Source organism: Mycobacterium lehmannii (genome assembly GCF_002245535.1).
GTDB lineage: Bacteria > Actinomycetota > Actinomycetes > Mycobacteriales > Mycobacteriaceae > Mycobacterium > Mycobacterium lehmannii.
The window spans coordinates 148,860-170,030 of record NZ_NKCN01000002.1 but is presented as its reverse complement, the minus strand read 5'-3'; the positions used below and the strand labels follow the sequence as shown (position 1 = coordinate 170,030).

Below are 21,171 nucleotides of genomic sequence, written 5' to 3'. Positions count from 1 at the left end.
CCTTTCGGTTCACGACCGCGCTGCGGCGATCAGATTTGACGATGAGTAACCGGCGACGGTCGGCAGCAGCACGACCTCACCGCCGTGGCGGCGGACCACGTCGGCCTCGGGAAGGTCGGCCTCGGTGTAGTCGCCGCCCTTGACCCAGATGTCGGGCCGCAGTTGCTCCAGCGCCGCCTCTGGTGACAGTTCGTCGAAGATCACCACGGCGTCGACACATGCCAGTGCGCCGAGCACCCGTGCCCTGTCCTGATCCGCGACGACGGGCCTGCGCGGTCCCTTCAGCGCGCGCACCGAGGTGTCGGAGTTCAGCAGCACCACAAGCGCGTCGCCGAGATCGCGCGCCTGCCGCAGCAGGCGGACATGACCGGTGTGCAGCAGGTCGAAGCAGCCGCCGGTGGCGACCAGCCGGCCTGCGCGCCGGCGCAAGCGGTCCCGGACCTCGGCGATGTCACCGGTGAGCGCGGTCGACGTTGCCGCCGAATGGGTTCCACCGACTGCCGCGGCGCTCGACACACCAACCGCACCGCCGGCGGCGACGAACCTGCTGGCGGCGTCCACCGCGTCGGCGACGGCGTCGTGAACACCCTTACCCGCCGCGAGTGCCATGGTGGCCGCGATCGCGAACCGGTCCCCCGCGCCGCAGGTGTCGCCGTGGTCAACCCGTGCGACCGAATCCCGCACGGGGTGGTGCTCGTTCCGGGTGTCGGTGGCCAGGAGTGCACCCCTGGAACCCAGGGTCACGCACACCGCTCGCGCCGCCCACTGTTCGCGCAATGACTCCGCCGAGCGTCCCGCCGCCTCGTCCTGGTTCGGGGTGACCAGCCAGCAGCCCGGGACAGGTTCGCTCCCGCGCGGATGCGGGTCCCATACCGTCGGCACTCGCCGCGCGGCCGAGGCGATGAGCTTGCGAACCTCACCGTGCGCGGTGATGCCGCGCCCGTAGTCGGCCACACAGACCGCGGCGGCCTGCCCGAGCACCTCGGCCACCTCGGGGGGTACCGCGTCCCCAGCGGCTGCTCCATCACCATGGTCGAGCCGCAGCATGGACTGCCCGGCCGCACGGATCCTGGTCTTACACACCGTGTTCCCGGCCATCGGCAAACCGATGACCCGCACGCCGGCATCGGCCAGCAGGTCGGTCAGCGCGCGGCCTTCGGCGTCGTCGCCGACCGCGGTCACCAGCACCACATCGCAGCCCGTCCGCGCGGCGAGCACCGCGGCCAGTCCCGCCCCGCCCGGGCGTCGCCATATCCGTTCGGTGTCGACGACCGGGACGGGCGCCTCGGGACTGAGCCGGGTTGCGGTGCCTTCGATATCGACGTCGAGCATGGAATCGCCGATGACGACCAATGGCTCACTCATGGGAGGCCCCCGACAGAACCTCGTCGACGGCGATGCACAGCGCATGCACGAGGAGCAGGTGGACCTCCTGGACCGTCGCGGTGGTCGGCGCTTCGACGCAGACGGCGTCGTCGCACATCGCGGCGAGGGGATTGGGCTGAGGGCCGGTGAAGGCCCATGTAGCGAGGCCGGTTTCGTGTGCAGCCTTGACGGCAGCGAGCACATTCGGACTCGTCCCGCTGGTCGACAGCGAGACCAGTACGTCGCCCGGCCTACCGTGTGCGCGCACGCCTCTGGCGAATATCTCGTCGATTCCGTAGTCGTTGCCGATCGCGGTGAGCGCCGAGGTGTCAGCGTGTAGCGAGATGGCGGACATGGGCATTCGCTCGTCTCGGAAGCGGCCGACCAGTTCCGCGGTCAGATGTTGCGCCTCGGCCGCGCTACCGCCGTTGCCGCACGCGAGTAGCCGGCCGCCGGTGGTGAGGACATCGGCGAGCCGTCGCCCCCACGCGGCCAGCTTGGGCGCCTCCGGTGTGAGGTGGCGGGCCGCCTGTGACAATGCGGAGAAGTGGGTTTCGATCGTCGGATTCATTGCCGTCCTCCAATTCGGTTGACCGCGTCGAGCAGTTCGTCGTCGGTGATGCCGTCCAGGCACGGGTGCCCGCGCACCGGGCAGACGCGGGCCCGGGTGAGCCGACAGGGGGCCTGTTGGTCTCCGAGCCGAATGACGGTGGACCCGTACGGGCTCCACTGTGAGGCGGGCACGACGGGAGCGAACAACGAGACCACCGGTGTGCCGACGGCCGCCGCCAGGTGGGCGGGCCCGGTGTTGGGTGCGATCACCATCCGCGCCGCGGCGTAGACGGCCGCCAACGTCTCCAGGGTCGTGCGCCCTCCGAGGTCGGTGGCCGACTCCCCCGCTACCGCAGCGGTGAGCTCGCTTTCGCCGGGATCGCCGGTGACGACGACCCGGTACCCAGCGGCGACGAGTGCCTCGACCATGCCGATGCTGCGCTGCGTGGTCGGTCGACGCGCGGGCACGGCGGCTCCGGGATGGAAGACGACAAACGGTGCATCGCCCGCTGATTCGGCGATTTCGGTGGGCAGTGGCGGTGGCTGCCGCACCCGCAGCGTGCCGTCGTCACCGTCGGGCAGCTCGCAACCGGCCGCCGTGGCCAACGACAGCGCACGCTCGGGCTCGGGTATGCCGTCGGGAACGTGGTGGCGAAGGTCGAGCAGTGTTCCGGGATAGTCCTCGCTGATCGCCCCGACCCACGGCACCGAAGCCATCCGGCAGATCAATGCCAGCGGCAGCGGGGACTGATGAAACGACGTGAAGATGTAGACCCGCTCGGGGGCGATGTCGCGCAACTGTTTGACCAACGCCTCCACGTGTCCCGCGGTCAGCTCGGGTGAGTCGAAGTCCACCCACGGCGCCTGCCACTCGATGATGTCGTCGACGGCGGGCAGGAGCTCGGCGGCGGCTCGCCCGCGCGGCCCAGCCAGAAAGGTGACCTCGTCGTGTGTTTCGGCCACGGCGCGGACCGCGGGGCCGGTGATCAACACGTCCCCTGCGCTGTCCAAGCGCGCAACGACCGCCCGGCTCATCGGCAGTCCCTGAGCACCATGGACACCGCTTCGTCGATGCTCGTCGCGACGCGCGCCTTGATCAGTGCCTCACTGATCTCCTGGCGCAGCGTGCGGTCGGTGGGCACGAGTATCGCGTCGGCGCCCGCGGACAGCGCGGCCTCGACGTCTCCGCCGGTGTCGCCGATCATTACACACCGGGAGGGGTGCACGCCCAGCGCGGCGGCGGCGTCTTCGACCATGCCGGGAGCGGGTTTACGGCAGCGGCATTCGTCGTCGGCGTCGTGCGCGCACAGGTGCCACGAGTCGAACGGGCCCAGCGCCGAATCGACCTCCGCGTTGACGGATTCGAGTTGTTCGGTGCTGATCAACCCCTTGGCCACCCCGGACTGGTTACTCACGATGGCCAGCAGTAACCCGTTGCGACGCAACCGATCCAATGCGCGGTGCGCGCCCGGCAGCGGGCGGACACGGGCCGGATCGTTGAGGTAGGGCCCGTCCTCGATGATCGTGTCGTCGCGGTCGAGCAACACCGCCAGCGGCGGATCGCGCCGCGCGCTGCGAAACGCCCACTCCCCAACCACGCGGTGCCACACCGCGACCGGCGGGATCAGCGCGCTGGTGAGCGTCATCCGTGCGGCCTCGGTGAAGGTTCGGGGTCCGGACCAGAACCGGCGGATCGCGAACTGTCCGGTCAGCAGCGCCCATGCCGCGGCGGCGGTGCGCGCGACGCGCCAGCGGCGCGCCACCGCACTCAGCGCCGCGACGACGGCTGCGGCCGTGGTCACCGAGTGCGCCGGGACCCGGCCTCGACCCTCACCGATCGCCGAGCGCCAGCGCCTGCCGAACTTGCGGCGAAGCAACGCGTTGTCCCGGTTGCCGATCTGGGCGCGCACGCTGCTCATCAGCGTGGCGTTCGCGACCGGATGGGTGCACCGGCGGGATCCGCGGACAATCCCGTTGCCGGCCTGATTGATTCGCAGCGCGATGTCCGAGTCCTCTCGGTAGGCCCGGGGGAACCGTTCGTCGAACCCCCCGACGTCGACCAGGACGTCGCGCCGGAAAGCCATATCGGCGGTGATCCACTTGGCCTCGGCGAGTCGCTGGGTGCGTTGTTCGTCGTCGGTGGCCTTGCGGCCGGCCACTCGCGGCACCTCGATCACCGCTTGTGAGCCTGCGGCCGACTCCACGTCGGCCTTGGCCAGGTCCTCGACCAGCGCGGTGAACCAGTCAGGTTGCGGGACAACGTCATCGTCGAGGAAGCACACCCATTCGGTCCGGGTCGCACGCCAGCCCGTGTTGCGGGCGGCCGCCGGCCCTCGTCCCCCGCTGCGCAGCACGGTGACCGGAAGCCGTGAGTCCACCTCCAGCGGCGGATGAGGCCGCGGGCGGTCGTCGACGACGATCACCGCAGCCGGTGCCGGCCCGGCGGACCCGTCGAATTCTGCGAGCAGGCGGTGCAGCGACGGCCGCCCGACCGTCGGTACCACGACCGAGAACGACGGCGTCATGCCGGCCGCCTCACGATGAACGGACCGATCGCCAGCACGTCGATCGGTGCGCTGCCGAAACATTCGAGTGCGTCGCGCGGGGTGTCGACCATCGGCCGCCCGGCGGTGTTGAAGCTGGTGTTGACGATCACCGGGACACCGGTGCGGCCGGCGAACCTGCTGATCGTGTCGTGCAGCAGTGGGTGGCTGCGGTCGACGGTCTGGATGCGTGCGGTGCCGTCGACGTGGGTGACCGCGGGAATCCGGTCCCGCCACTGGGCGGCGACCTCGTGCACGAACAACATGTACGGGCTCGGAATAGGTCCGCCGGAGAAGATCTCGGCGGCGCGTTCGGCGAGCACCATTGGGGCGACCGGCCGGAACTGTTCACGGCCCTTCACGGTGTTGAGTCGCTCCAGGTTCTCGATGCGCCGGGGGTCGGCCAGCAGTGATCGCTGGCCGAGCGCGCGTGGCCCGAACTCGGCACGACCCTGGAACCAGCCGACGAGTTTGTTGTCAGCCAACGCGTCTCCGATCGCGCCGGCCAGATCCGTGGGCCGTTCGTGAGGTATCGCGGCTTCGGTGAGCACCGCGGCGATCTCGTCGTCGGAGATCCCGCGGCCCAGCGCCGCCGACGGCATCGGCGCAATCGGTTCACCGGCGTCGCCCGCCAGCGCCAGTGCCGCGCCGAGCGCGGTTCCCGAGTCCCCCGCTGCGGGTTGCACCCACACGTTCGAGAAGCCGCCGCTGCGGAAGATCTTCGAGTTGGCCACGCAGTTGAGGGCGACACCTCCTGCCAGACAGAGGCTTTCGTGGTCGGTGCGGTCGCGAAGCCAGCCGACGAGGTCGAGCAGCACTTCCTCGACAACCGTCTGGACGCTGCACGCCAGGTCGGCGTGCTCGGGTTCGGGCCGGTCCAGCGCGTGTCCCTTCCCCGCGCCGGGCGCACGGGCGGGAGTGATCGAGTTCCAGTCCACCGGTTCGGTGCGGAAACCACCGTCGGCGCAGGCGTAGACCGCCTCGCGGAACCTGTCGGCGAACCGTGGCGTCCCGTAGGACGCCATCGCCATCACCTTGTACTCGTCGCTGGAGCGCTTGAATCCGAGGTGCTCGGTGAGGCTTTCGTAGAACAGACCCAGCGAGTGCGGAAGCGACTGTGTCGCGAGCACGTCGAGCTTGTGGTCGCGATAGCTCCCAGCCAGCATCGAGGACCGCTCGCCACGGCCGTCTACGACCAGCACCGCGCAGTCGGGGTGGGGGGAGGCCAACGCGGTGGACGCGGCGTGCGCGACGTGATGGCGGACGTGCCGCACAATGCCCGGGTCGAGCCCGGGCAGGGCGGACCGCAGAAAACGGGGGGCCCGGTCGGCGTAGAGCGTGCGCAGGTACTCCCAGTCGCGGTCCAGGCCGGCGAGCCCGTCGGTGGACTCGTCCATCAGGCGCGGGTCGTAGGAGTATCCGACCAGATCCAGGTCCGACGGTTTCAGGCCCGCCTGCTCGAGGCACCAACGCGCCGATTCCACCGGCAACTCCCACGTCGAGAACGGCACGGCCTGTTTGCCGTGCTTGCGGCGCGTGAACCGCTCCTCCTCTGCGGCCGCGACGATCTGACCGTCCACCACGAGCGCGACAGCCGGATCGTGGAACACCGCGTTGATTCCGAGAATGCGCATGACTTCCTCAACTCCCCTGCAGTGCAACGGTTGCCGATTTCCGGCGGAACCAGTCGACGGTCATCGACAGGCCGTCGGTGTAGCTGACTCGCGGACGCCACCCCAGCAGCTCGCGCGCCAGCGAGGTGTCCGGGCACCGGCGCTGCGGGTCGTCCTGCGGCGCCGGACGGAACTCGATCGGCGAGTCGCTTGCTGCCAGATCCCGGATGAGCTCCGCGATGCGCAGCACCGTCAGTTCGTCGGGGTTGCCGACGTTGACGGGTCCGGTGCAATCGGATTCGGCCAGGGCGATCAGCGCCGCGACGGTGTCGCCGACGAAACACAACGACCGGGTCTGGGCGCCGGTTCCGTTCACCGTGATCGGCTCACCCGTCAATGCCTGGTGGCAGAAGGTCGGCACGACCCGGCCGTCGTCGTGCCGCATCCGCGGTCCGTATGTGTTGAAGATCCGCGCCACGGCGATGTCGGCCGACCGCTCTCGCAGATAGGCGAATGTCAGCGCCTCGGCGAACCGCTTGGCTTCGTCGTACACGCTGCGCGGGCCGATCGGATTGACGTTGCCCCAATACGATTCGCGCTGCGGATGTTCCAACGGATCGCCGTAGACCTCGCTGGTGGAGGCCAGCACCAGCCGCGCACCGCACCGCTGCGCGAACTCGAGCATGTGTGAGGTGCCGAGCGCCCCGGTGCGAAGCGTGTGGATCGGCAACTGCAGATAGTCCACCGGGGAGGCCGGTGATGCGAGGTGGAAGACGGTGTCGATTCCCGACGGCAGGTCGGGCAGCGACTCGGTGATGTCGTGCGCGACGAACCGGTATCCCGGTCGGTCCACGAACAGGTCGGCGGCGGTCGGCGCGCTGGTGGACAGGTCGTCGACACAGGTCACCTCGACACCCCTGTCGAGCAGTCGCTCGCACAGGTGTCCTCCGAGAAACCCTCCGCCGCCGGTGACCAGCGCGCGATTGATGTCATGCATCGTTTGCCTTCCGATTCCGCGGGTAGCCGTCTGGGTCATGCAGGGCCCAGCTTCCACCGACGTCTCGTTCGTGATCGCCAGCCAGAATCGCGCCGCGGAGTTGTCGACCGTGGTGGCCAGGCTGCTCGACACGACACCGTGTCCGATCGTCGTGGTGGACAACGCCTCCACCGACGACACCGCAGCGATCATCAACGGCATGGCGGCACGGTCCGCAGGCCGCCTTGAACTCGTCGAGCTCGACACCAACCTCGGCGCGGTCGGACGCAACGTCGGGGTGGCGGCGTGCCGCACGCCGTACGTGGCGTTCTGCGACGACGACTCCTGGTGGATGCCGGAGGCTCCCCAGATCGGTGCGGAGACCTTCGAACGTCATCCATCGGTGGGACTGCTTGCCGCGCGCACGATCGTCTGGCCGCAGCGCCGGGAGGATTCGTTCTGCGCGATGCTCGCCGACAGCGCGCTCGGCAGGCGGCCGGACCTGCCGGGTCCGTCGATCCTGGGCTTCATGAGTTGCGCGGCCATGGTGCGCAAGCGGGCATTCGAAGAAGCCGGCGGCTTCAGCCCCATCCTGCACTTCCGCGGGGAGGAGCAACTGCTCGCACTCGATATGGCCGCGGCGGGCTGGGACCTCTGCTACTACCCCGAACTGCTGGCCATTCACCAGCCGTCCTCGGTGCGCGCCGCGTCCGCGGCCCAAGCCGCGAGGGTGCTGCGCAACGATGTCCTCACCACATGGCTGCGACGCCCGATCCGCCACTGCCTCAGCGCAAGCGGGCGCTTGGCCGTGGCGGCGCTGCGCGACCGCGACCATGCCAGGGGTGCGGCCCAGGCCGTGGCCCGGATTCCTGCGGTGGTCGTCCAGCGGCGGCCGCTCCCCCGTGAGCTGGAGGAAGCGGTGAGGGTGCTGGAGTCGGGCTGAGCCGGTCATCCGGACGACAGGCTCGTCGCCGGCTCCGGTTGCGGGACCCGCACCGGCACCAATCGGTCGTAGATCCGCTGGATGTCGGCGGCGATCCGGTCCCACGAGTAGCGGGCCCGCGCGCGATCCCGTCCGGCGGCGCCCATGCTCTGCCTGAGGAAGTCGTCGCGGAGCAGCCTGTTCACCGTCTTGGCCACCTCGTCGGGCCGCTGGGGCTTGAGCAGCTGTCCGGTCACGTCGTGGACGACGGTGTCGAGCATTCCGCCGACCGCCGACGCCACCACCGGCACCCCGCACGCCATCGCCTCGAGCGGCACGATGCCGAACGGTTCGTACCAGGGAGTGCACGCCACCACGTCGGCCGATCGAAGAATCGCGGGCATGTCCGCCCGGGACACCGATCCGTACAGCATCACTCGGTCCGCGACACCCAATTCCGTTGCCAGATCCATCAATCGACGTGCCTCGGGATCGGAGCCGAGTTGTGACTGGTCGGGTCCACCGACTATCACCAGTTCGGTATCGGGCAGATGGGGCAACGCGCGCACCACGACATCGAAACCCTTACGGGGCACGAACCGGCCGACGCTGACGATGCGGTGCTGCTCGGAGCGCGGTGCCACAGGTCCTTCCGGGCTGAACAGGTCGAGGTCGACGCCGCAGGGCACCACGGAGATCCGGTTGCGGGAGCGCCCCATTCGCATCAGCTCGAACACCTCGTCGGTGCAGGTGGCCGCGACCCAGGTGGCGGAACGCGCCACCGTCGCCTCCAGGCGCAACCGTTCCGGCGGGCTGGTGTCCTGCACACCCTGGTGGCGCCGTTTCACCACGCCCAGCGCGTGAAACGTCTGGACCGCAGGCAGATTGAGATGGCGCGCGGCGAGTTGCGTTGCGATACCCGACATCCAGAAGTGGGCGTGCGCGACATCGGGTCGATCCGCAGCCCAGTCGGCGTCGAGGAACTGGGCGAACGGACCCATGTACGAGAGGAGTTCGTCCTTGGGTAACGGCTCCGGCGGGCCGGCCGCGACGTGCACAACGGTGTATCCCTCGGGTGTGACCACGCGGTCAGGCAGCTCCGGGTCGTCCCTCCTGGTGTAGACGCTCACCTGATGACCGCGTCTGGTCAGCGCCGCCGACAACTCGGCGACGTGTACGTTCTGCCCACCGGCATCGACCCCGCCGAGCGCGGCGAGCGGGCTGGCGTGTTCAGACACCATTGCGATCTTCATCGGCGCCCTCCTTTCGTTGTCATCGACAGCACTCATCGATGAGGTCGTCCCATTGCGCGAGGAACCGATCGATTCCGAACTGCGCCATGGCGAAATCGCGCGCCGCCTTACCCGCCGCCGAGGCGGCCGCGCCGTCTGCGACGAACGACGACAGAGCGCGCGAAAGTGTGTCCATATCGACGCTCACCACGCCGGCCTCGGGCGGCACCACCAGTGGTGCCATCGTCGAGGCGACGGCGACCACCGGCATCCCCATGAACATCGCCTCGATCAGCGACAGGCCCAGAGACGTCCATCGGGCGGTGTGCAGGAACACGCGACGGCGGGCCACCTCGGGCAGCAACGCCGCAGTGGGCACGTCGCCCCTCCCGCGCACCTGCGGGCTCGTGATGCATTCGCTGAGCACGTCGGTGTCGATGCCCCACACGTCGATCGGGACCTTTTGCCCGAACGCCGCCAGCAAATCCGCACCGACCGTGCGCCAGCGGCGGCAGGGTTCGTTGATCATCGTCGCCGCGGCCTCGACGTCGCCCTGGTAGAGCGAGCCCGGATCGGCAATCCCGTGCGTGATGACGCGGGTGGGCGCGGCACCGTTGTTCCACATGAGCCGGTTGAAGTCGGTCACGTGCACGATCGGGATGTCGCTCCGTTCAGCAACCGGATGGACGCTGTCGACCGCGAACGGTCGCGGAGCGTTGTGCTCCACGTAGACGGCGGGTACGTCCAGACCGGGTCGCCGTCCCAGCCATCGGCTCGTCAGCTCGATCTCTTCGGGACGCTGCAACACCACCAGATCGATCGGCTCGTCATACAGTTCAGGCGGCGAAACCTCCTCAGCGCGTGGCCAATTCCGACCACAGAGTCCTCGGCCGTCGGCATCCCTCTCGCTATTCACAGGTAACACACAGCGATGGCGGCCGGCGACGAAAGACTCCGTCCAGGACCCGTGTACGTGCCAGAGCAGCACCGAACGCGGACTCGAGACGGCCGACATGTGGCCCGCCTACCCGAGCCCCTGACCAGCAAAACGGTCCCCCCACGACTCTTCGCATCGCGGACAAGTGCCGATTCGTATTCCGGACGGTTCACTTCGGGGCGCGGATGAGCTGCGGCATCGACCACCGTTTCGCTATGTGGGCCGGGGGTACACCGGTGGGCATGTCAGACAGCGAAGGCCTGCCCGACGACGTTCCCGTGGCCGACGCGGTGGAACAACAGCGCACCGCCAGCGAACCGGTTCTCGACGAGGAGGCGGGCGCTGATTCGGAACCGAATCCACCTTTGGAGGCGTCGCCCGCCGACTGGCAGGAGCAGCTGGAGGCGGTCGAGATTGACCCCGAGGATGACGTGCCGGCGGAGTGAGCCCGGACGCGCGAGCGTTTAGTCGTTCAGGCCCTCGGGAACCCGACACCTGCGCGAGGAAGTTCCTCGTGGTTGGACTGATCCACTGCACTGCGGAAGGTGAACATGACCGAGAAGAACAGTGGCCCTGAAGAAGGCATCAAGGGCGTCGTCGAAGACGTAAAGGGCAAAGCTAAGGAAACGGTCGGCACCGTCACCGGCCGCGACGACATGGTTCGCGAAGGCAAGGCCCAGCAGGACAAGGCCGATGCCCAGCAGGACGCCGCCAAGAAGGAAGCCGAGGCGGAATCTGCGCGCGCAGGCGCCGATGCCGCCGAGAAGCGCCAGGAGAACGAGCAGTAACCGATCCAAATCGGGAAAGCCCAGCCGAACCGGCTGGGCTTTTCTCTTTCCGTGCGTCAGCTACTCGGTTTTTGCCGTTGCGCTTCGGGATGTTCTGCGTACCAACGATCTTCGATCTTACGTACCCGCAGATGCTCTACGAGCAGCCAGCCGCCGCCGATGATGAACAGCACAGCCGACCCGCTGCCCAGTCCGACGCCGACGCCGTGTTCGTCGGCGCCGTGAGCCGCCAGCGCCGAGACGAACAGCACCAGGGCAATACCGATGAGGATCAGCCCCGGCATGTTCTTGGTGTCCTTCATCGACTCCCCGGCGTGCGGACGCGTCGTCCTCGCGTGGTCGACGGGGTCCTTCGGGCTTTTCATCGGTACTCCTCTCTCGGCATACCTCCGCCCGGGTATGGGCTATTGACAACGCTAGAACTACCCGACCGCAGAGGGGCAGAAACCGGCCGAACGCCGGCCTTCACTCATACGGCGGGTACTGGTCTGCCCGCAGGGCCCTTGCGAGATGAGCTGCGTTGCGGGCCAACGCGGCAGTCGTCGACGCGACGGGCTCGGGTACCTCGTCGAGATCCTTGTAGTCCTTGCTCTGCATCGCTTCGCCGGTCCAGTAGGTGCCGCCCTGGGCCGAGATGGTGTAGCCGATGTCGTTGAGGCCTTGAAAGCAGTCGGCGATCACCTTGTGAGCGCCGTCCTCGTTGCCGACGACACCGACCACGGCGACCTTGCCGACCATGATCGGCCGGCCGGCGTCGTCGGTGCTCGACAGTTCGGCATCGAGGCGTTCCAGCACACGCTGCGTGACGCTGGACGGATGTCCCAACCAGATCGGGGTGCACAACACCAGGATGTCGGCGCGCAACAGTTTCTCGCGGATGCGGGGCCATTCGTCGCCGTCTCCCATGTCGGCCTCGACGCCCGGTGCGATCGCGTAGTCGACGCAGCGCAGCACCTCCGTCTCGACACCCGCACCGCGCAGCTTCTCGCAGATGTGTTCGGCCATCAACGCGCTGCTCGACTCCGCGGGGCTGGGCTTGAGGCTGCACACCAACGCCACGGCGGTCAGCGGTCGGTCTGCATTCGCGGGGGCGCTCATGCGCCGAACACCGGGAACCCGGTGAGGGCGGGCATGCTCGTCGTGAGCACCAAAAGCATGGACGCCAGCAGGAACCATCCCGCGCCTTGCCACGCCGACGACATATCGCCTCTGCGCCAGAGCTGATAGGCCCGGAAGAACGCCCGCAGCCCGCCGACCAACAGAACGGCGGGTGCCGCGAGCGCCAGCAGGGTCCGCTGGGGCGCCCCGCAAGCCAGGCTGTCGGCCGTCGCGCCCTGGCAGGTACTCACCCACACCATCGCGCCGATCAGGAAGATGGCACCGGTCGCGCCGATCCCGAGGGCGAACCGTGCCGCGTCGCGGATGCCGGTGTCGACTTGTCTCAGCTCGGTGGGACCGTGGTACACGACGAGAACTCCCGAATTTGCTGCTGAATCAGCGGAATAGGTATGACGCAGCGCAGAGTTCCCGGTCAAAACGTGCGGTAAACCTCAATCTCGAACGCGATAGTGTGCGGTGAGCAGCAGCCTGTCGTAGGTCGACCGCGGCGGCAACTCCTCCTCATAGGTGAGCCCGAGGAAATCCTTGGCGATTTGCTCGGCCAAGATTCGCAGCTTGGTGTTGGTCTCCTGCGACCGCCACCGGAGCAACTCGAACGCCGAATCGGCGGAGATCCGGTAGATCAGCATCAGCATCCCTTTGGCCTGCTCGATCGGGCCGCGGACCTCCGCCATCTCGGTGACCGCCGCGCTGAAGGCCCTGTCGTGCCGCTGCAGCGTGGACGGGGTGACGTCGACATAGAACCCGTGGGTTCCGACTACCTGATCGTTGTCGTCGAAGAGTTGGTCGCCGACCACGACCACGTGGTGCACCTCGCCGTGGGTGTCGATGATCCGGTGGCGGGTGGAGAACGCGCCCGACGTACGGCGAATCTCCTCCAATGTCGCCGCCACCTGGCGGTAGTCGTCGGGATGTTTGTGTGACAGCACGAGTTCCGTCGACGGTTCCGTGGTACCCGGCTCGTAGCCGTGCATCCGTTCGACTTGCGGCGACCACTCCCAGCGTTCGTCGGCGAAGTAGAACCGGAACCAGCCCACCCGGTGCGGGTCGCCGCCGGCAAGCGCCTGCTCGACGGGTGTCTGCCCGTCGGTATCGGGCAGCTCGTCACTCATGATCGCAGGTTAACGCCGGTGATCGCACACGTGTATTGCAGCACGATCGTCCACTGGTTTCTCGGACAAGCACCGGATCGGCCGACGCGGGGATGTCGGGGTCGCGCCTTACGATCCGTGACGTGAGCGTAAAGCTGTACCTGGCAACGGCCTCGGCGGCGGGCGTCGCGGGGTGGCTGGTCGGGGTCTCCCCGCAGTGGAGCCTCGCACTAGGACTGGTCGCGCCGCTGGTGCTCGCCGCGCTTCCGCGCTTCCTCGCAGGCACGCTCGTCGGCGTCGCCACTCCCAGCGCACGCGAGGACCTCACCGCGGCGATGTCGGGCCCGGAGTTCGAGGATCATGTGGCGCGAGTGGCCCGGTCGTGCGGAGCGCCGGTGATCATGACCGCGATCACCGGAGACTGGGGCGTCGACATCATCGTCGGCAAGCGACCGGATCGCCTTGCCATCCAGTGCAAACGACAGTCGCGCCCGGTCGGCGCGACCGCCGTGCAGGAAGTGGTGGCAGGTGCGCCGATGCAGGACTGCACCAAGACGATGGTCGTCACGAACCACGAATTCACCACCGCTGCACGCAAACTCGCCGAGCTCCACGGATGTGAGCTGGTCGGCGGCGCCGACCTCCCGCGGTTACGGTCGACGATCCGGCGACTGCTCGAGCCGTCGGCGCCCTGACTGCGCGAACGTGCCGTTTCATACGCGACACGCCGCGAGAAGCGGATGAGACCGCACAATCGCGTCGGCAAACCTGTGGATAACGTGGGCTCTCACGCCGAACGATGTCGTGGTGGGGCGCGACCGTTGCGGCCATGGAAGATCTCGACTGGCCGTTTCGAGCAACCGAGGCACTCGACGCGGGACTACTGACGTTTCGCGAGTTGCGGCAGTGCCACACCGGTATCTATCCCGGAGTATGGGTGCCGCGGGGGGCCGAGCTGTCGGCCGTCGACCGGGCCAGAGCCGCCTGGCTGTGGTCACGCCGACGCGGCGTACTGGCAGGCCTATCGGCGTCGGCAATACACGGCGCGAAATGGATCGAGTCTGACGTCCCCGCCGAACTCGTGTTGTCCAATCGGCGACCGCCGAAACAGATCACCGTCCACAGCGACACACTGTTGCCGGAGGAGATCCAGATGGCCCACCGGATGCCCGTGACGACGCCGGAGCGCACCGCGTTCGACCTCGGCCGCCGGCTCCCGCTCGATGAAGGGGTTCAACGCATCGACGCGCTGATGAATGCGACGGACCTCAAGCCCGCCGACATCGACGAGGTGGCGCAGCGCCATCCCGGCGTGCGCGGCTTGCGGCAGCTGCGCCGAACACTGGACCTCGTCGACGGCGGCGCGGAGTCGCCGTACGAATCACTGACCCGACTGTTGCTGATACAGGCTGGATTTCCGCGTCCGGAAACCCAGATACGGGTGCTCGACCGTTCGGGGCGCGTGGTCGCACGCATCGATCTCGGATGGCGGCAGTACCGCGTCGGCGTGGATTTCGAAGGCGCACACCACTGGACTGACCCGCGACAACGTACGGCCGATGCCGAGCGGTACTGGCTGCTACCGCGTCTCGGCTGGAACGACATCCGACTGACCAGCGGCATGTTGCACAACCAGCCGCGGATCTTTCTCGAGCGAGTCGGCGAGGCGCTGATCGCCCGCGGCTGCCCGAAAACATGGTGACCGTGCGGTTTCATACGCGAACTCGGCGTGTCGCGGATGAAACCGCACGATCGACCGGTCGCAGCACGCTACAGGATCGGCCTGCCGCCAGTCACCGCGATCCGCGCGCCCGTCACATAGCTCGCCTCGTCGGACGCCAGCATCACATAGACCGGCGCCAGTTCGACCGGCTGGCCCGCACGGCCCAGCGGCGTGTTCTCCCCGAACTGCTTGACCTTCTCCGGCGGCATCGTCGAGGGGATCAACGGCGTCCAGATCGGGCCCGGTGCAACGCTGTTGGCGCGAATGCCCTTCTCGCCCAGCATCTCCGCCAAGCTCGCGGAGAAGTTGGCGATCGCCGCCTTGGTGGCCGCGTATGGCGCCAGCTTCGGGTTCGGCATGTCGGAGTTCACCGATGAACTGCCGATTATCGACGCACCGGCGCCCATGTGCGGAAGCGCGGCCTTCACGAGGTAGAAGTACGCCCCGATGTTGAGCCGGAACGTGTAATCCCACTCCTCGTCGCTGATTTCGTCGAGGGTGTCGTGCGTCATCTGGTAGGCGGCGTTGTTGACGAGCACATCGATGCCGCCGAATTCCTCGACGGCGCGGTCCACGACGGCGCGGCAGTGCGCCGGGTCGGAGAGATCACCGGGCATCAGCACACATTTGCGCCCGGCGTCCTCGACGTACTTCTGGACCTCCTTGGCGTCGCCGTCCTCGTTCAGGTAAGCGATCAGCACGTCGGCGCCCTCGCGCGCGTAGGCGATCGCGACCGCACGGCCGATTCCGCTGTCGCCTCCGGTGATGACCGCGCGCTTACCGGTCAGCCGGCCCGACCCCTGGTAGCTCGTCTCCCCGCAGTCGGGGGCCGGGGTCATGTCGCTCTGCACACCCGGCGGGGACTGCTGCTGTTCTGGAAACTCATTGATGGCCTCTCGTGCTCGCGGAATGTCTCGCACTCGGGGTTACCCCCGAGGGCTTCGAATACTCCGCGGCACGTCGGAAGAGCCGCTGTTTGACATGTGTTCACTAGGATGACGCCATGGCCGAGTCCCGACGGCGGCTCTCCCCCGCCGACCGACGCAGCGAACTGCTGACGCTCGGTGCCGAGGTGTTCGGTCAGCGGCCCTACGACGAGGTCCGCATCGACGAGATCGCCGAGCGCGCCGGAGTGTCGCGTGCGCTGATGTACCACTACTTCCCGGACAAGCGGGCGTTCTTCGCCGCGGTGATCCGCGCCGAGGGCGAGCGGCTGTTCGAGGCCACCAATGTGCCACCGCGCCCTGGGCAGAGCCTCTTCGACCAGGTGCGCGAGGGTGTGCTCGCGTATCTGCGCTACGACGACGAACACCCCCACGGCGCATGGGCCGCCTACGTGGGATCGGGCCGCTCCGACCCGGTGCTGCGGGGCATCGAGGACACCGACAACGACCGTCAGGCCAACCGCATCCTCGGCCGCATCCATGCCGCCGTCGGCGACGACCTGGACTCCAAGGTGGAGCGCGATCTCCGCATCACCGTCTACGGCTGGCTGGCCTTCACTTTCGAGATGTGCAGACAACGGCTCATGGACCCGTCCATCGAGGCCGGTCCGGTCGCCGACGCGTGCGCACACGCCTTGTTCGACGCCGTCGGACGGGTCGGTGGCATCCCTTCTGCCCTCCGCGAAGCGGTCTCGCCGAAACGCCGCTGACCTGTGCCTTCGGCGCGCTAACTAGCGCTGGACGATACCTACAGCACCGAAATCGCCGGAAACGTGTCGGTGGCGGGGTGCACGATGGATGTCGATGAGCAATTCCCCCCTCGCCCGGTTCAGCGACCTGACCCGGGAATGGTTCACCGGCACGTTCGCCGAGCCGACGCCCGCCCAGGCCCAGGCCTGGTCGGCGATCGCGGACGGGGACAACACGCTCGTCATCGCGCCGACCGGGTCCGGTAAGACGCTCGCGGCGTTCCTATGGGCAATCGATCAACTGGCATCCGTCCCCGCCGAACCGCGAGCCGGCACCAAAGTGCTGTACGTCTCGCCGCTCAAGGCGCTCGCCGTCGACGTGGAGCGCAACCTGCGCACCCCGCTGACCGGTATCGCCCGGGTGGGCGAACGGCGCGGCGTGCCGGCCCCGCAGATCAGCGTCGGCGTGCGCTCCGGCGACACCTCCCCGGCGCAACGGCGCGAACTGATCACCCGGCCGCCCGACATCCTCATCACCACGCCCGAATCGCTGTTTTTGATGTTGACCTCGGCGGCGCGCGACACCCTGGCCAACGTCCGGACCGTCATCGTCGACGAGGTGCACGCCGTCGCGGCCACCAAACGCGGCGCCCACCTCGCGCTGTCGCTGGAGCGGCTGGACCAACTTCTTAACACGCCCGCGCAGCGGATCGGGTTGTCGGCCACCGTACGACCCCCAGAGGAGGTGGCGCGGTTCCTGTCGGGTCAGGCCCGCACGACGATCGTGGCGCCGCCCGCCGCCAAGACGTTCGACCTGTCGGTCCAGGTGCCGGTGCCCGATATGGCGAACCTCGAGAACAACACCATCTGGCCCGACGTCGAGGAACGCATCGTCGACCTGGTCGAATCGCACAACTCGTCGATCGTGTTCGCCAACTCGCGACGGCTCGCCGAACGACTCACGTCGCGGCTCAACGAGATTCACGCCGAACGCACCGGCCAAGAGCTCGAGACGGGACCCAACACCGGCGTCGCAGGCGGCTCACCCGCGCACATCATGGGCAGCGGGCAGGCTTCGGGTGCACCCACGCTGCTGGCCCGCGCGCATCACGGCTCGGTCAGCAAGGAACAGCGGGCGATCGTCGAGGACGACCTGAAAAGCGGCCGGCTCAAGGCCGTCGTCGCGACCTCGAGTCTGGAACTCGGGATCGACATGGGCGCAGTCGATCTGGTGATCCAAGTGGAGGCCCCGCCCTCGGTGGCCAGCGGGCTGCAGCGCATCGGCCGCGCCGGCCACCAGGTCGGCGAGATCTCGCAGGGTGTGCTGTTCCCCAAGCACCGCACCGACCTGATCGGCTGCGCGGTGACGGTGAAGCGGATGCTCTCCGGTGAGATCGAGACCATGCGGGTGCCGACCAACCCGCTCGACGTGCTCGCGCAGCACACGGTCGCCGCGTGTGCGCTCGAACCGCTCGACGCCGACCGCTGGTTCGACGCCGTGCGGCGCAGCGCCCCGTTCGCCACCCTGCCGCGCAGCGCGTTCGAGGCGACGCTGGATCTGCTTTCGGGTAAGTATCCGTCGACGGAGTTCGCCGAGCTGCGACCCCGCCTGGTGTACGACCGCGATACCGGCACGCTGACGGCCCGGCCCGGCGCACAGCGGCTGGCGGTCACCAGCGGCGGCGCGATCCCCGACCGCGGGTTGTTCACGGTCTATCTGGCCACCGATTCCGAAAAGCCCTCCCGCGTCGGGGAACTCGACGAGGAGATGGTGTACGAGTCACGCCCGGGTGATGTCATCTCGCTGGGCGCGACGAGTTGGCGGATCACCGAGATAACCCACGACCGCGTCCTGGTGATCCCCGCGCCCGGTCAGCCGGCGCGACTCCCGTTCTGGCGCGGCGACGGCGTCGGCCGCCCAGCCGAACTGGGCGCTGCGGTCGGGGCGTACACCGGCGAGCTGGCCCGCCTCGGTAAGGACGAATTTGACCAGCGTTGCCGCTCAATGGGTTTCGACCAGTTCGCCACCGACAACCTGTGGCAGCTGATCGACGACCAGCGCCAAGCCACGGGTGTCGTCCCTTCGGACGCCACGTTCGTCGTCGAACGGTTCCGCGATGAACTCGGCGACTGGCGCGTCATCTTGCACTCGCCCTTCGGACTGCGGGTGCACGGCCCGCTCGCGCTGGCGGTTTCGCGAAGGCTGCGTGAGCGGTACGGCATCGAGGAGAAGCCCACCGCGTCCGACGACGGCATCATCGTGCGGCTGCCCGACACCGAGGACGCGCCTCCCGGCGCGGACCTGTTCGTCTTCGACGCCGACGAGATCGAGCCGATCGTCACCGCCGAGGTCGGAGGCTCGGCGCTGTTCGCGTCCCGTTTCCGCGAGTGTGCGGCCCGCGCGCTGCTGCTGCCGCGCCGCCATCCTGGCAAGCGTTCCCCGCTGTGGCATCAGCGCCAGCGCGCCGCGCAATTGCTCGACGTCGCGCGCAAGTATCCCGACTTCCCGATCGTGTTGGAGGCCGTGCGGGAGTGCCTGCAGGACGTCTACGACGTGCCCGCACTGACGGAGCTGATGCACCGGGTTGCACAGCGCCGGTTGCGCATCGTCGAGGTGGAGACCACCACGCCGTCACCGTTCGCCGCGTCGCTGCTGTTCGGCTATGTCGGCGCCTTCATGTACGAGGGCGACAGCCCGCTGGCCGAACGCCGCGCGGCGGCACTGTCGCTGGACAGCGTCCTGCTCGCCGAACTGCTGGGCCGGGTCGAGCTGCGGGAGCTGCTCGATCCGCAGGTCATCACGAGTACAACGCGACAACTGCAGCATCTGAGCGACGACCGGCGGGCCCGTGACGCCGAGGGTATCGCCGACCTGCTGCGGCTGCTGGGCCCGTTGACCGAAGCCGAGATCGCCGACCGCTGCACGACTTCCGACATCGGCGGCTGGCTCGAGGGCCTGCGCGCCGCCAAGCGCGCGTTGACCGTGTCGTTCGCCGACCAGACGTGGTGGGCCGCGATCGAGGACATCGGCCTGTTGCGCGACGGCGTGGGTGTGGCCGTGCCGGTCGGGGTGCCGACGGCGTTCACCGAGTCTGTCGACGACCCGCTGGGTGAGCTGCTCGGCCGCTACGCCCGCACCCGCGGGCCGTTCACCACACACGATGCGGCCGCGCGGTTCGGCCTGGGTCTGCGCGTCACCGCCGACGTGCTGGGCCGGATGGCCATCGACGGCAAGCTGATTCGCGGTGAGTTCACCGATCTGCCGGTCGCCGACCCCGGCGCTGCTGAGCAATGGTGCGACAGCGACGTGCTCAAGATTTTGCGGCGCCGGTCGCTGGCGGCGCTGCGCGCACAGATCGAGCCGGTCAGCACCGCGGCGTACGGGCGCTTCCTGCCCGCGTGGCAGACGGTTGGCTCGGCGCACAACAGCGGCGTCGACGGGCTCGTTGCCGTGATCGATCAGCTTGCGGGCGTGCCGATTCCGGCTTCGGCCGTCGAGCCGCTGGTGTTCGGTCAGCGCGTCCGCGACTACCAGCCCGCCATGCTCGACGAACTGCTGGCCTCCGGTGAGGTCACCTGGTCGGGAGCCGGCCAGATCGGTGGCGGCGACGGGTGGATCGCCTTCCATGCCGCCGAGTCGGCGCCGTTGACGTTGACCGCCCCCACCGAGATCGAGTTCACCGACACCCACCGGGCGATCCTCGATGCGCTCGGCTCACCCGGTCAGGCTGGCGGCGCTTACTTCTTCCGTCAGCTCGCGGACAACCCGACCGAAGACCACAAGAACGCGCTGTGGGATCTGGTCTGGGCGGGCTGGATCACCGGCGACACGTTCGCGCCGGTGCGCGCGAAGCTGATGGGCACCCGCGGGGCGTCGGGGCGGCGCGGCGCACCCGCGCACCGCCAGCGGCGACGGGCGCCGCGGCTCAGTAGCTACAGCGTCGCGCACGCCCAGACCCGCAACGCCGACCCCACGGTGGCGGGCCGGTGGTCGGCGCTGCCGGTCGCCGAACCGGAATCGACTGTGCGCGCGCACTTCCAGGCCGAACTGCTGCTCGGCAGGCACGGCGTGCTGACCAAGGGCGCCGTCGGCGCGGAGGGCGTGCCCGGCGGCTTCGCGATGCTCTACAAGGTGCTGACGGCGTTCGAGGATGCCGGCCGATGCCAGCGGGGCTATTTCGTCGAGTCACTCGGCGGGGCCCAGTTCGCCGTCGCATCCACGGTGGACCGCTTGCGGACCTATCTGGACAGCGTCGACCAGGACCACCGCGAGTACCACGCGGTCGTCCTGGCGGCCGCCGATCCGGCAAACCCCTACGGCGCCGCACTTCCGTGGCCGACACGGCGATCCGATGACGACGTCACGCACCGCCCCGGTCGTAAAGCCGGTGCGCTGGTCGCGATGGTCGACGGCGAACTGGTGTGGTTCCTCGAACGTGGCGGGCGCTCGCTGTTGAGCTTCGCCGAGGACACCGACGCGCACGTCGCCGCCGCCGCGGCCCTGGCCGATCTGGTCAGCAGCGGTCGGGTCGGATCGTTTCTCGTCGAGAAGGTCAACGGGGTCCCGGTTCTCGAACCGGGTGCAGAAGGCGAGCGCGCCGCGGTGCACGACGCCCTGCTGGGCGCTGGGTTCGCCCGTACACCGCGCGGCCTGCGGTTACGGTGATGAGAGCCTGC

The 21,171-nt window shown here is 68.6% G+C and carries 20 protein-coding genes; 7 read left to right on the top strand and 13 right to left on the bottom strand.

Annotated features, from left to right (window positions below; all coding sequences use genetic code 11):
* Positions 1-9 precede the first annotated feature (9 nt).
* Genes CEX87_RS03250 through CEX87_RS03225 form a run of 6 tightly spaced genes read right to left on the bottom strand, consistent with a single transcriptional unit; the run spans position 10 to position 7,070 of the window.
* On the bottom strand, positions 10-1,365 hold the full coding sequence (locus CEX87_RS03250) for a PfkB family carbohydrate kinase (protein WP_064417303.1): 1,356 nt from the start codon (positions 1,363-1,365) through the stop codon (positions 10-12).
* Positions 1,358-1,936: a D-sedoheptulose-7-phosphate isomerase gene (locus CEX87_RS03245; RefSeq protein ID WP_064426904.1), complete on the bottom strand. Its 579-nt coding sequence runs from the start codon at positions 1,934-1,936 to the stop codon at positions 1,358-1,360. The genes CEX87_RS03250 and CEX87_RS03245 overlap by 8 nt, the downstream gene beginning before the upstream one ends.
* The gene (locus tag CEX87_RS03240; protein ID WP_064428548.1) at positions 1,933-2,952 is read right to left on the bottom strand and encodes a glycosyltransferase family 9 protein; all 1,020 of its coding nucleotides are present in this window, start codon (positions 2,950-2,952) and stop codon (positions 1,933-1,935) included. The genes CEX87_RS03245 and CEX87_RS03240 overlap by 4 nt, the downstream gene beginning before the upstream one ends.
* Positions 2,949-4,442 carry an HAD-IIIA family hydrolase gene (locus CEX87_RS03235; protein WP_064417306.1) on the bottom strand — a complete coding sequence of 498 codons (1,494 nt, stop codon included), beginning with the start codon at positions 4,440-4,442 and terminating at the stop codon, positions 2,949-2,951. Before CEX87_RS03235 ends, CEX87_RS03240 begins: the two co-directional genes overlap by 4 nt.
* Positions 4,439-6,094 (bottom strand): carbamoyltransferase family protein, encoded by a 1,656-nt coding sequence (locus CEX87_RS03230; protein WP_064417307.1) that lies wholly within the window; start codon positions 6,092-6,094, stop codon positions 4,439-4,441. Before CEX87_RS03230 ends, CEX87_RS03235 begins: the two co-directional genes overlap by 4 nt.
* Before the next feature lie 7 nt (positions 6,095-6,101).
* Positions 6,102-7,070 carry an NAD-dependent epimerase/dehydratase family protein gene (locus CEX87_RS03225; RefSeq protein ID WP_094285954.1) on the bottom strand — a complete coding sequence of 323 codons (969 nt, stop codon included), beginning with the start codon at positions 7,068-7,070 and terminating at the stop codon, positions 6,102-6,104.
* 37 nt (positions 7,071-7,107) lie between these two features.
* Between CEX87_RS03225 and CEX87_RS03220 the strand changes: the two genes are divergently transcribed.
* On the top strand, positions 7,108-7,992 hold the full coding sequence (locus CEX87_RS03220) for a glycosyltransferase family 2 protein (RefSeq protein WP_064417309.1): 885 nt from the start codon (positions 7,108-7,110) through the stop codon (positions 7,990-7,992).
* A gap of 5 nt (positions 7,993-7,997) precedes the next feature.
* On the opposite strand, the gene CEX87_RS03215 is transcribed toward CEX87_RS03220, so the two are convergent.
* Entirely contained in the window at positions 7,998-9,224 is a 1,227-nt protein-coding gene (locus tag CEX87_RS03215; RefSeq protein WP_064394795.1) for a glycosyltransferase, read from the bottom strand.
* Positions 9,225-9,243: 19 nt separating this feature from the next.
* A complete protein-coding gene (locus tag CEX87_RS03210; RefSeq protein WP_064417310.1) occupies positions 9,244-10,218 on the bottom strand; it encodes a glycosyltransferase in 975 nt (324 codons plus the stop codon).
* 164 nt (positions 10,219-10,382) lie between these two features.
* Here CEX87_RS03210 and CEX87_RS03205 point away from each other — a divergent pair, with 164 nt between their 5' ends.
* Complete coding sequence (locus CEX87_RS03205; protein ID WP_064426926.1) at positions 10,383-10,586, top strand: hypothetical protein; 204 nt, start codon at positions 10,383-10,385, stop codon at positions 10,584-10,586.
* Between the two features lie 105 nt (positions 10,587-10,691).
* A complete protein-coding gene (mbp1, locus tag CEX87_RS03200; RefSeq protein ID WP_064394817.1) occupies positions 10,692-10,928 on the top strand; it encodes a microaggregate-binding protein 1 in 237 nt (78 codons plus the stop codon).
* A gap of 56 nt (positions 10,929-10,984) precedes the next feature.
* Here mbp1 and usfY read toward each other — a convergent pair whose 3' ends face one another.
* The 4 genes from usfY to CEX87_RS03180 all read right to left on the bottom strand — a co-directional run bounded on the left by usfY (position 10,985) and on the right by CEX87_RS03180 (position 13,159).
* A complete protein-coding gene (gene usfY / locus CEX87_RS03195) occupies positions 10,985-11,293 on the bottom strand; it encodes a protein UsfY (RefSeq protein ID WP_064394797.1) in 309 nt (102 codons plus the stop codon).
* Between the two features lie 100 nt (positions 11,294-11,393).
* Positions 11,394-12,026 (bottom strand): flavodoxin family protein, encoded by a 633-nt coding sequence (locus CEX87_RS03190; RefSeq protein WP_094285952.1) that lies wholly within the window; start codon positions 12,024-12,026, stop codon positions 11,394-11,396.
* Positions 12,023-12,394: a hypothetical protein gene (locus CEX87_RS03185; RefSeq protein ID WP_094285950.1), complete on the bottom strand. Its 372-nt coding sequence runs from the start codon at positions 12,392-12,394 to the stop codon at positions 12,023-12,025. Before CEX87_RS03185 ends, CEX87_RS03190 begins: the two co-directional genes overlap by 4 nt.
* A gap of 84 nt (positions 12,395-12,478) precedes the next feature.
* The gene (locus CEX87_RS03180) at positions 12,479-13,159 is read right to left on the bottom strand and encodes a PAS and ANTAR domain-containing protein (RefSeq protein WP_094285948.1); all 681 of its coding nucleotides are present in this window, start codon (positions 13,157-13,159) and stop codon (positions 12,479-12,481) included.
* A gap of 92 nt (positions 13,160-13,251) precedes the next feature.
* On the opposite strand from CEX87_RS03180, the gene CEX87_RS03175 reads away from it, so the two are divergent.
* Positions 13,252-13,833 (top strand): restriction endonuclease, encoded by a 582-nt coding sequence (locus CEX87_RS03175; RefSeq protein WP_094285946.1) that lies wholly within the window; start codon positions 13,252-13,254, stop codon positions 13,831-13,833.
* Positions 13,834-13,967: 134 nt separating this feature from the next.
* Positions 13,968-14,840: a hypothetical protein gene (locus tag CEX87_RS03170; protein WP_094286210.1), complete on the top strand. Its 873-nt coding sequence runs from the start codon at positions 13,968-13,970 to the stop codon at positions 14,838-14,840.
* Positions 14,841-14,908: 68 nt separating this feature from the next.
* On the opposite strand, the gene CEX87_RS03165 is transcribed toward CEX87_RS03170, so the two are convergent.
* Positions 14,909-15,700 (bottom strand): SDR family oxidoreductase, encoded by a 792-nt coding sequence (locus CEX87_RS03165; RefSeq protein ID WP_094286209.1) that lies wholly within the window; start codon positions 15,698-15,700, stop codon positions 14,909-14,911.
* A 164-nt stretch (positions 15,701-15,864) separates the two neighbouring features.
* Between CEX87_RS03165 and CEX87_RS03160 the strand changes: the two genes are divergently transcribed.
* Positions 15,865-16,515 carry a TetR/AcrR family transcriptional regulator gene (locus CEX87_RS03160; protein WP_064394803.1) on the top strand — a complete coding sequence of 217 codons (651 nt, stop codon included), beginning with the start codon at positions 15,865-15,867 and terminating at the stop codon, positions 16,513-16,515.
* 94 nt (positions 16,516-16,609) lie between these two features.
* A complete protein-coding gene (locus tag CEX87_RS03155; RefSeq protein WP_416171882.1) occupies positions 16,610-21,160 on the top strand; it encodes an ATP-dependent helicase in 4,551 nt (1,516 codons plus the stop codon).
* The last annotated feature ends 11 nt before the right edge of the window (positions 21,161-21,171 follow it).

Coding starts and splice junctions, on each gene's coding strand:
- CEX87_RS03250 (WP_064417303.1), bottom strand. CDS start 1,365: ATGAGTGAGCCATTGGTCGTCATCGGCGATTCCATGCTCGACGTCGAT.
- CEX87_RS03245 (WP_064426904.1), bottom strand. CDS start 1,936: ATGAATCCGACGATCGAAACCCACTTCTCCGCATTGTCACAGGCGGCC.
- CEX87_RS03240 (WP_064428548.1), bottom strand. CDS start 2,952: ATGAGCCGGGCGGTCGTTGCGCGCTTGGACAGCGCAGGGGACGTGTTG.
- CEX87_RS03235 (WP_064417306.1), bottom strand. CDS start 4,442: ATGACGCCGTCGTTCTCGGTCGTGGTACCGACGGTCGGGCGGCCGTCG.
- CEX87_RS03230 (WP_064417307.1), bottom strand. CDS start 6,094: ATGCGCATTCTCGGAATCAACGCGGTGTTCCACGATCCGGCTGTCGCG.
- CEX87_RS03225 (WP_094285954.1), bottom strand. CDS start 7,070: ATGCATGACATCAATCGCGCGCTGGTCACCGGCGGCGGAGGGTTTCTC.
- CEX87_RS03220 (WP_064417309.1), top strand. CDS start 7,108: ATGCAGGGCCCAGCTTCCACCGACGTCTCGTTCGTGATCGCCAGCCAG.
- CEX87_RS03215 (WP_064394795.1), bottom strand. CDS start 9,224: ATGAAGATCGCAATGGTGTCTGAACACGCCAGCCCGCTCGCCGCGCTC.
- CEX87_RS03210 (WP_064417310.1), bottom strand. CDS start 10,218: ATGTCGGCCGTCTCGAGTCCGCGTTCGGTGCTGCTCTGGCACGTACAC.
- CEX87_RS03205 (WP_064426926.1), top strand. CDS start 10,383: ATGTCAGACAGCGAAGGCCTGCCCGACGACGTTCCCGTGGCCGACGCG.
- mbp1 (WP_064394817.1), top strand. CDS start 10,692: ATGACCGAGAAGAACAGTGGCCCTGAAGAAGGCATCAAGGGCGTCGTC.
- usfY (WP_064394797.1), bottom strand. CDS start 11,293: ATGAAAAGCCCGAAGGACCCCGTCGACCACGCGAGGACGACGCGTCCG.
- CEX87_RS03190 (WP_094285952.1), bottom strand. CDS start 12,026: ATGAGCGCCCCCGCGAATGCAGACCGACCGCTGACCGCCGTGGCGTTG.
- CEX87_RS03180 (WP_094285948.1), bottom strand. CDS start 13,159: ATGAGTGACGAGCTGCCCGATACCGACGGGCAGACACCCGTCGAGCAG.
- CEX87_RS03175 (WP_094285946.1), top strand. CDS start 13,252: ATGTCGGGGTCGCGCCTTACGATCCGTGACGTGAGCGTAAAGCTGTAC.
- CEX87_RS03170 (WP_094286210.1), top strand. CDS start 13,968: ATGGAAGATCTCGACTGGCCGTTTCGAGCAACCGAGGCACTCGACGCG.
- CEX87_RS03165 (WP_094286209.1), bottom strand. CDS start 15,700: ATGACCCCGGCCCCCGACTGCGGGGAGACGAGCTACCAGGGGTCGGGC.
- CEX87_RS03160 (WP_064394803.1), top strand. CDS start 15,865: ATGGCCGAGTCCCGACGGCGGCTCTCCCCCGCCGACCGACGCAGCGAA.
- CEX87_RS03155 (WP_416171882.1), top strand. CDS start 16,610: ATGAGCAATTCCCCCCTCGCCCGGTTCAGCGACCTGACCCGGGAATGG.